The following is a 7,872-nucleotide window of genomic DNA, read 5'->3' as shown; positions in this document are numbered from 1 at the left end:
CAGGGCGGCATCCGCTTCGCGGCTGCTGCTTTGAAAAGCGTTTGTTTCCCGCGCCCAAACGCTCGGCATTAAAGCAGCTCGGTAGAGCCGTCAAGCGTACGGCGCAGAAAAAAGCATGATTTCTCGCACGCGAGAATGTGCGACAAGCGGTCAATTTAGATTTGACCAATAGTTGACTTTGGTTAGGCCCTTTGCGATACTAAACCTGTCGAAGCAATCCCGCTTCGATAGCCTGGAATCCAGCGGCGGCAACCGCTCCAGGGTAGTCGCGAAGGAGTTTCACACATGAATATCACCGCTCAGGCCCCCGCAGTCAGCGCCCACAATTGGCTCACTACCGGCGACTTTCTGAACTTCGCCAAAAAGATTTGGGCGCCGGTCGCGTCGAATAGCGAGGCGATGGAGCGCAAGGTTGATGACCTGTACGGCGCAGCATGCGAACGCTTCCCTACCTATGACACGATGGTGCATAACGCCTTCTGTGCGAGCATGGACGCAGAGTTCGGCGCCGATGACCAGGCCGAGGGAGTGGCAGAAATCTTTGCGTATGCCCGCGAGGCTTACGGCTATATGTCTGCCAGTGAAAACGAAGCACAACGCCAGGAAGACGCCGACAACGGCCTTTGCTGGCACGGCCTGGACAGCATGACCTGCCCTTGCGGTTGCTTCGAAAACGACTAATCCAGACGGAAAAGGAGATTCATCATGGCCCGTGGCGTAAATAAAGTGATCCTGGTTGGGACTTGCGGACAGGACCCCGAAGTCCGTTACCTGCCAAACGGCAACGCGGTAACTAACCTCAGCTTGGCCACCAGCGAGCAGTGGACCGACAAGCAAACCGGGCAGAAGGTCGAGCGTACCGAGTGGCACCGCGTCTCGCTGTTCGGCAAGGTGGCCGAGATCGCCGGCGAGTACCTGCGCAAAGGTTCCCAATGCTACATCGAAGGCAAGTTGCAAACCCGCGAGTGGGAGAAGGACGGCATCAAGCGTTACACCACCGAAATCATTGTCGACATTAACGGCACCATGCAGTTACTAGGCGGTCGCCCGCAGAACCAGCAGCAGGGCGGCGATCCGTACAACCAGGGCGGCGGCGACCAAGCACCCCGCCAGCAGGCGCCACGGCAGCAGCGCCCACAGCAGCGCCCGCCAGCTCAGCAGCAAGCGCCGCAACCTGCACCACAGCCAGCAGCCGACTTTGACAGCTTTGACGACGACATTCCGTTCATGGACCCGTACCGTTTCAGCTGGCAGCTTCAGTAAACACCCGCAAGACCAGGCCCGGCGCAATGTCGGGCTTTTTTCTGCGCGACAAACGGTCAAATTAGACTTGACCAATAGTTGACTTAGGTTCGAGCCTTTGCGATACTAACCCTGTCGAAGCAATTCCGCCTCGACAGCCTGGAACCAGCGGCGGCAACCGCTCCAGGCAAATCGCGAAGGAGATTCAAAAATGCGTCTATCCAGCAATTTCCGTAACCCTTGCATGGTCCGCAGCGACAGCCCACTGACCAATGACGATATCGCCCGCGTAGCGCCCTCGATCTTTGCCGAGGAAGCTCACGAAAGCCGCTCCGATCGTTACCGCTACATTCCCACCGTCGACGTACTGGAAGCACTGCGCAGCGAAGGGTTCATGCCGTTCATGGCCTGCCAAACCCGCGTGCGCAACACCGACAAACGCGACCACACCAAGCACATGATCCGCCTGCGCCACGCCGATACCATCGTGGCCAAGGAAGCCAACGAAATCATCCTGCTGAACAGCCACGACGGCACCAGCAGCTACCAGATGATGGGCGGTTGCTTCCGTTTCGTGTGCGCCAATGGCCTGGTGCTGGGCGATGCCGCGCTTGATCAAAAAGTGCGTCACAGTGGGCGTCAGGATGTCATCGGGGAGGTGATCGAGGGCGCCTATGAAGTCCTGAATCACTTCCAGCTGATCGAAGAACAGCGCGAAACCATGAAAAGCATCCAAGTGGGCGGCGACCTGCAGCACGCCTTTGCCGAGGCTGCACTTGCCTACCGTTACGACCCGGCAGACGGCCCGGCTCCGGTGACCGCTAGCCAGCTTCTGGCACCACGCCGCCGCGAAGACGCCACCAATGACCTCTGGTCGACCTTCAACCGCGTACAGGAAAACACCATCAAGGGAGGGCTGCGAGGCCGCAACAAACAAGGGCGCCGCACCAGCACCCGTGCCGTTTCCGGCATTGACCAGGACGTGAAATTGAATCGCGCCCTGTGGGTACTGGCCCAGCACCTGCGCCAAGCCGCCTAACAGCCCCAGGCCGGGCGCCCAGCGCGCCCGGTCTGCACCATGCAGGGAGATCGCAGCCATGCAAAAAGTTTTCTATGTACCCGGCCAAACCGCAATCATCGACTATGCCCGCCAGATCGGCCCCAATGCTTGGGCCGCTCGCGCAACCTGGCTGATGCTGCCAGAGATCCAGGTAAGGCACCCCGGCGCTGTGCTGGGCGATGAAGTAGGCTTTCTGCAAGCGCAGGAAGCCGCCCACGGCACCCAGCCGGCGCGCATCACCGAAACCCGGTATGACTTCGCGCTTAGCCGCGCTCAGGTGCTCGACTACAACGCCGGCGAGGCCGGCGATTCGTTCATACTGCAAGCCCCCGAGGTTGGCGACCTGGTGCGCGTGTACGCCCGTTCAAGCGGTCGTTACTGGACGTTCCTAGCGCTGCCGACCATCACGCATTGCGAGATCTGGCAGCGGATTCACCAGCAGGGGGCCGCGGCTGATTGACTACCGACACTAGGAGCTGATGAATGCAGCCGATGTACACCAAAGAAGAATGGAAGAAGGTTGCGCCCCTGTTTGCTTCCAAGCGCCTGGCCATCTCGACCGTCGAGGTGGCCAAGGCCGTTCTGGTCGATGGCCAGCGCATCACCGACGTAGCCGAGGCCAGGGGGATGACCAAGCAGACCGCGCACGCAGCGGTAAAGCGTGTGCGGAAAATCCTGGAAGAGCAGGGCGCCGGCGAGCTGGTCCCCGTCCTGGTGTGGCTGCCCCCCGAGTTGGCCGAACAGGTGCGGGAAATGGCCAAGCCATTCCCCCAGCCTGCCGCCCAAAAATCGAAGTGAAGAATCACAAGGAGAGACGAAATGTCGTCTGATGAACTCATTTTCCAGGCTGACCGGATTCACTCAGTTTCCATTCATAACGTCACCCTGGTTGCTAACCAGATCAATGAGGACGGGAAAACGGCTGACCTGGTTATCGAGTACCAGGGAAAGCAGCACACGTTGCGCGCCGCTCATTACGTGAATGAGAGTGACGTAGGCAAAGTGGGCTATGTACTGCCAGCGCATTTTGCGTCGTCGGCAGCAGGGAATGGCACCATGATTTTCCGGGCCTACCAGGATCAAAGCCTGCGCCGCGTGTACGAGCTGGACACCACGAACGATGAATTTCAGATGGTGCCGCTTAACCATGGGAAGTGGCCGCACCACCGCGCTCATTTGACATGCGGTTGGCGGTGCGACAGTCGACCTACCGGCTTTCTCGCACCGGCAGGGCTTGTGCCTGGTGCCAAAGGCGAGTTCGTGCCGGATGAAACAGAAGTTGTTTCCGTACGCATTCCGCCTGAATTCGAATGGGAAGCACGCCGGCATCAGATGAAACCTGCGGAACTGCTCGAAAGCTTTATTGGCGACCTGGCCGGCATCCAGAACTTTGGCAACAGGCCCCGGGCTGACCGCTTCGGCAGCAACGGCAGCGACGAACGCATGCTGGCTGATCACTGGCTGGAGCGGGCGCATGGTATGAAAGCTATAGACCCGGACCAGATGAATCAGCAGGCCGAGGAAGCAGAGGAATGGGATGCACAGCAGGACGAATGGTCGGAGCTGCTGGGCGAATACGCTGATCGAGGCGGTGATCCTCGCCAGTTGCTGGAAGCCGTTGACGGTGTGCTGACCAAGCTGGACGAGTTGGGGCCTGATTTTGTGCTGGATCTGCAGGCCGAGGTTGAAGCGACTCAAACCCTGCCCAAACTCACCGAGTTGAATCCCTCGCAGCTGGCGTACCTTGAGAAATGGCTGGCCAGCAACGGCCCGAACAACCTCCTAAAGTGGCCAGGTTGGCATGACGCCCGAGTTGGCCAGGCTCCGAAAGACGTTTGATTCTCCCTCTTGTGCGTGCCCCCTTCGGGGGGCGGCTGTCGTGAACCAAGCCCCGGCCAAAAGCACGCCGGGTCTTGGCCCTTCGGGCTTCCATCCTCACGCCTCCGGCCTTCGGCCTGCGCGCTCCGCTTGCCGTTTGTATCGTAGGGGGGCATAGAGAAAACGGAAAAAATCGTACGATAAGCCCTGCTGACAGCCTGCAAGCCCTTAGGTTGTGTAGTCGGTGTCCGAATGGGGTATACCCTAACTTGGCGTCAGACCATCCGGCGCTAAATCGTCAGAATAGAGTTGCCTTCCGAATTGATTGACATACGCCGTCAAGGGTCATAGATTTCTTCCTGACACATTTCCCTCAGGAGGATACCTTGCACGGTCAGCGCATCGGTTACGTCCGCGTCAGCAGCTTCGACCAGAACCCAGAACGGCAGCTCGAACAGATCCAGGTGGATAAAGTGTTCACCGACAAGGCGTCGGGCAAGGACACACGGCGGCCCGAACTGGAACGGCTGCTCGCCTTCGTGCGCGAAGGCGACACGGTCGTGGTGCACAGCATGGATCGTCTGGCGCGCAACCTCGACGACCTGCGCCGCCTGGTGCAGGGCCTCACCCAGCGCGGCGTACGCATCGAGTTCCTTAAGGAGCATTTGACCTTCACCGGCGAGGACTCGCCGATGGCGAACCTGATGCTGTCGGTAATGGGCGCGTTCGCCGAGTTCGAACGCGCCTTGATCCGCGAGCGGCAGCGCGAGGGCATCGCGCTCGCCAAGCAGCGCGGGGCCTACCGTGGCAGGAAGAAATCCCTGTCGTCTGAGCGTATTGCCGAACTGCGCCAACGTGTCGAGGCTGGCGAGCAAAAGACCAAGCTGGCTCGTGAATTCGGAATCAGTCGCGAAACCCTGTATCAATACTTGAGAACGGATCAGTAAATATGCCACGTCGTTCAATCCTGTCCGCCGCCGAGCGCGAAAGCCTGCTGGCGTTGCCGGACACCAAGGATGAGTTGATCCGTCACTACACGTTCAGCGAAACCGACCTCTCCATCATCCGGCAGCGGCGCGGCCCGGCCAACCGGCTGGGCTTCGCCGTGCAGCTCTGTTACCTGCGCTTTCCTGGTGTCATCCTGGGCGTCGATGAGCCGCCGTTTCCGCCCTTGTTGAAACTGGTCGCCGACCAGCTCAAGGTCAGCGTCGAAAGCTGGGACGAATACGGGCAGCGGGAGCAGACCCGGCGCGAGCACCTGGTCGAACTGCAAACGGTGTTCGGCTTCCAGCCCTTTACCATGGGCCACTACCGGCAGGCCGTCCAGTTGCTGACCGAGATGGCCTTGCAGACCGACAAGGGCATCGTGCTGGCCAGCACCTTGATCGAGCACCTGCGGCAGCAGTCGGTCATTCTGCCTGCCCTCAACGCCGTCGAGCGGGCGAGCGCCGAAGCAATCACCCGCGCCAACCGGCGCATCTACGATGCCTTGGCCGAACCGCTGTCGGACGCGCATCGCCGCCGCCTCGACGATCTGCTCAAGCGTCGGGACAACGGCAAAACGACCTGGCTGGCCTGGCTGCGCCAATCGCCCGTCAAACCGAATTCGCGGCACATGCTGGAACACATCGAACGCCTCAAAGCGTGGCAGGCGCTCGACCTGCCTTCTGGCATCGAGCGGTCGGTGCACCAGAACCGCCTGCTCAAGATCGCCCGTGAGGGTGGCCAGATGACGCCCGCCGACCTGGCCAAGTTCGAGGCGCAGCGACGCTATGCCACCCTGGTGGCGCTTGCCATCGAGGGCATGGCCACCGTCACCGACGAAATCATCGACCTGCACGACCGCATCCTGGGCAAGCTGTTCAACGCCGCCAAGAACAAGCATCAGCAGCAATTCCAGGCGTCCGGCAAGGCGATCAACGCCAAGGTGCGGTTGTTCGGCCGCATCGGCCAGGCGCTGATCGAGGCCAAGCAGGCGGGCCGCGATCCGTTCGCCGCCATCGAGGCCGTCATGTCCTGGGATGCCTTCGCCGAGAGCGTCACCGAAGCGCAGAAGCTTGCGCAGCCCGAGGACTTCGATTTCCTGCACCGCATCGGCGAAAGCTACGCCACGCTGCGCCGCTACGCGCCGGAATTCCTTGCCGTGCTCAAGCTGCGGGCCGCTCCCGCCGCGAAGGACGTGCTCGACGCCATCGAGGTGCTGCGCGGCATGAACAGCGACAACGCCCGCAAGGTGCCCGCCGACGCGCCGACCGAGTTCATCAAGCCGCGCTGGCAGAAGCTGGTCATGACCGACACCGGCATCGACCGGCGCTACTACGAACTATGCGCGCTGTCGGAGATGAAGAACGCGTTGCGTTCCGGCGACATCTGGGTGCAGGGGTCGCGCCAGTTCAAGGACTTCGAGGACTACCTGGTGCCGCCCGCGAAATTCGCCAGCCTCAAGCAGGCCAGCGAATTGCCGCTGGCCGTGGCCACCGACTGCAACCGGTACCTGAACGACCGGCTGACGCTGCTGGAAACACAGCTTGCCACCGTCAACCGTATGGCGACGGCCAACGAGCTGCCGGACGCCATCATCACCGAGTCAGGCTTGAAGATCACGCCGCTCGACGCGGCGGTACCCGACACCGCCCAAGCGCTGATCGACCAGACGGCAATGATCCTGCCGCACGTCAAGATCACCGAACTGCTGCTGGAGGTGGACGAATGGACGGGCTTCACTCGGCATTTCGCGCATCTGAAATCGGGCGACCCGGCCAAAGACAAGAACCTGTTGCTGACCACGATCCTCGCCGACGCGATCAACCTGGGCCTGACCAAGATGGCGGAGTCTTGCCCCGGCACGACCTACGCCAAGCTGGCTTGGCTGCAAGCCTGGCACATCCGCGACGAAACCTACGGGGCGGCGCTGGCCGATCTGGTCAACGCACAGTTCCGCCATCCCTTCGCCGAGCACTGGGGCGACGGCACCACCTCATCGTCGGACGGCCAGAACTTCCGCACCGGCAGCAAGGCCGAGAGCACCGGCCACATCAACCCGAAATACGGGAGCAGCCCAGGGCGGACGTTCTACACCCACATTTCTGACCAGTACGCGCCATTTCACACCAAGGTCGTGAACGTCGGCGTGCGCGATTCGACCTACGTGCTCGACGGCCTGCTGTACCACGAGTCCGACTTGCGGATCGAGGAGCATTACACCGACACGGCGGGCTTCACCGATCACGTCTTCGCCCTGATGCACCTCCTGGGCTTCCGCTTCGCGCCGCGCATCCGCGACCTGGGCGACACCAAGCTCTACATCCCGAAGGGCGACGCCGCCTATGACGCGCTGAAACCCATGATCGGCGGCACGCTCAACATCAAGCACGTCCGCGCCCATTGGGACGAAATCCTGCGGCTGGCCACCTCGATCAAGCAGGGCACGGTGACGGCCTCCCTGATGCTCCGAAAGCTCGGCAGCTACCCACGCCAGAACGGCCTGGCCGTGGCGCTCCGCGAGCTGGGCCGCATCGAGCGCACGCTGTTCATCCTGGACTGGCTGCAAAGCGTGGAACTGCGCCGCCGCGTGCATGCCGGCCTGAACAAGGGCGAGGCGCGCAATGCGCTGGCCAGGGCAGTGTTTTTCAACCGCCTGGGTGAAATCCGCGACCGCAGTTTCGAGCAGCAGCGCTACCGGGCTAGCGGCCTCAATCTGGTAACGGCTGCCGTCGTGTTGTGGAACACGGTCTATCTGGAACGGGCTGCGC

8 protein-coding genes are annotated in these 7,872 nt (G+C 61.5%); all 8 read left to right on the top strand.

Features of this window, described 5'->3' with window-relative positions:
- Positions 1 to 285 precede the first annotated feature (285 nt).
- Entirely contained in the window at positions 286 to 681 is a 396-nt protein-coding gene (locus tag LU671_RS28970; RefSeq protein WP_051555729.1) for a hypothetical protein, read from the top strand.
- Positions 682 to 705: 24 nt separating this feature from the next.
- Positions 706 to 1,263, top strand: a complete 558-nt coding sequence (locus LU671_RS28965) for a single-stranded DNA-binding protein (RefSeq protein WP_028691958.1) — start codon at positions 706 to 708, stop codon at positions 1,261 to 1,263.
- A gap of 190 nt (positions 1,264 to 1,453) precedes the next feature.
- On the top strand, positions 1,454 to 2,281 hold the full coding sequence (locus tag LU671_RS28960; RefSeq protein WP_028691957.1) for a DUF932 domain-containing protein: 828 nt from the start codon (positions 1,454 to 1,456) through the stop codon (positions 2,279 to 2,281).
- A gap of 58 nt (positions 2,282 to 2,339) precedes the next feature.
- Positions 2,340 to 2,762 (top strand): hypothetical protein, encoded by a 423-nt coding sequence (locus LU671_RS28955; RefSeq protein ID WP_028691956.1) that lies wholly within the window; start codon positions 2,340 to 2,342, stop codon positions 2,760 to 2,762.
- 23 nt (positions 2,763 to 2,785) lie between these two features.
- The gene (locus LU671_RS28950) at positions 2,786 to 3,100 is read left to right on the top strand and encodes a TrfB-related DNA-binding protein (protein ID WP_028691955.1); all 315 of its coding nucleotides are present in this window, start codon (positions 2,786 to 2,788) and stop codon (positions 3,098 to 3,100) included.
- A 21-nt stretch (positions 3,101 to 3,121) separates the two neighbouring features.
- The gene (locus LU671_RS28945) at positions 3,122 to 4,141 is read left to right on the top strand and encodes a hypothetical protein (protein ID WP_051555728.1); all 1,020 of its coding nucleotides are present in this window, start codon (positions 3,122 to 3,124) and stop codon (positions 4,139 to 4,141) included.
- A gap of 365 nt (positions 4,142 to 4,506) precedes the next feature.
- Positions 4,507 to 5,067: a recombinase family protein gene (locus LU671_RS28940; protein ID WP_003124096.1), complete on the top strand. Its 561-nt coding sequence runs from the start codon at positions 4,507 to 4,509 to the stop codon at positions 5,065 to 5,067.
- A 2-nt stretch (positions 5,068 to 5,069) separates the two neighbouring features.
- On the top strand, positions 5,070 to 7,872 hold a 2,803-nt coding region (locus LU671_RS28935), incomplete at its 3' end, for a Tn3 family transposase (protein ID WP_232857796.1).

The sequence above is a fragment of the Pseudomonas sp. NMI760_13 genome, assembly GCF_021283245.1.
GTDB classification, from domain to species: Bacteria; Pseudomonadota; Gammaproteobacteria; order Pseudomonadales; family Pseudomonadaceae; genus Aquipseudomonas; species Aquipseudomonas peradeniyensis.
Note: the sequence above shows the minus strand (reverse complement) of the source record. Positions and strands in the feature narration are given on the sequence as shown.

Excerpts from the sequence above, each read along its gene's own strand:
- LU671_RS28950 (WP_028691955.1), top strand. The coding sequence starts at position 2,786 with ATGCAGCCGATGTACACCAAAGAAGAATGGAAGAAGGTTGCGCCCCTG.
- LU671_RS28965 (WP_028691958.1), top strand. The coding sequence starts at position 706 with ATGGCCCGTGGCGTAAATAAAGTGATCCTGGTTGGGACTTGCGGACAG.
- LU671_RS28945 (WP_051555728.1), top strand. The coding sequence starts at position 3,122 with ATGTCGTCTGATGAACTCATTTTCCAGGCTGACCGGATTCACTCAGTT.
- LU671_RS28970 (WP_051555729.1), top strand. The coding sequence starts at position 286 with ATGAATATCACCGCTCAGGCCCCCGCAGTCAGCGCCCACAATTGGCTC.
- LU671_RS28960 (WP_028691957.1), top strand. The coding sequence starts at position 1,454 with ATGCGTCTATCCAGCAATTTCCGTAACCCTTGCATGGTCCGCAGCGAC.
- LU671_RS28955 (WP_028691956.1), top strand. The coding sequence starts at position 2,340 with ATGCAAAAAGTTTTCTATGTACCCGGCCAAACCGCAATCATCGACTAT.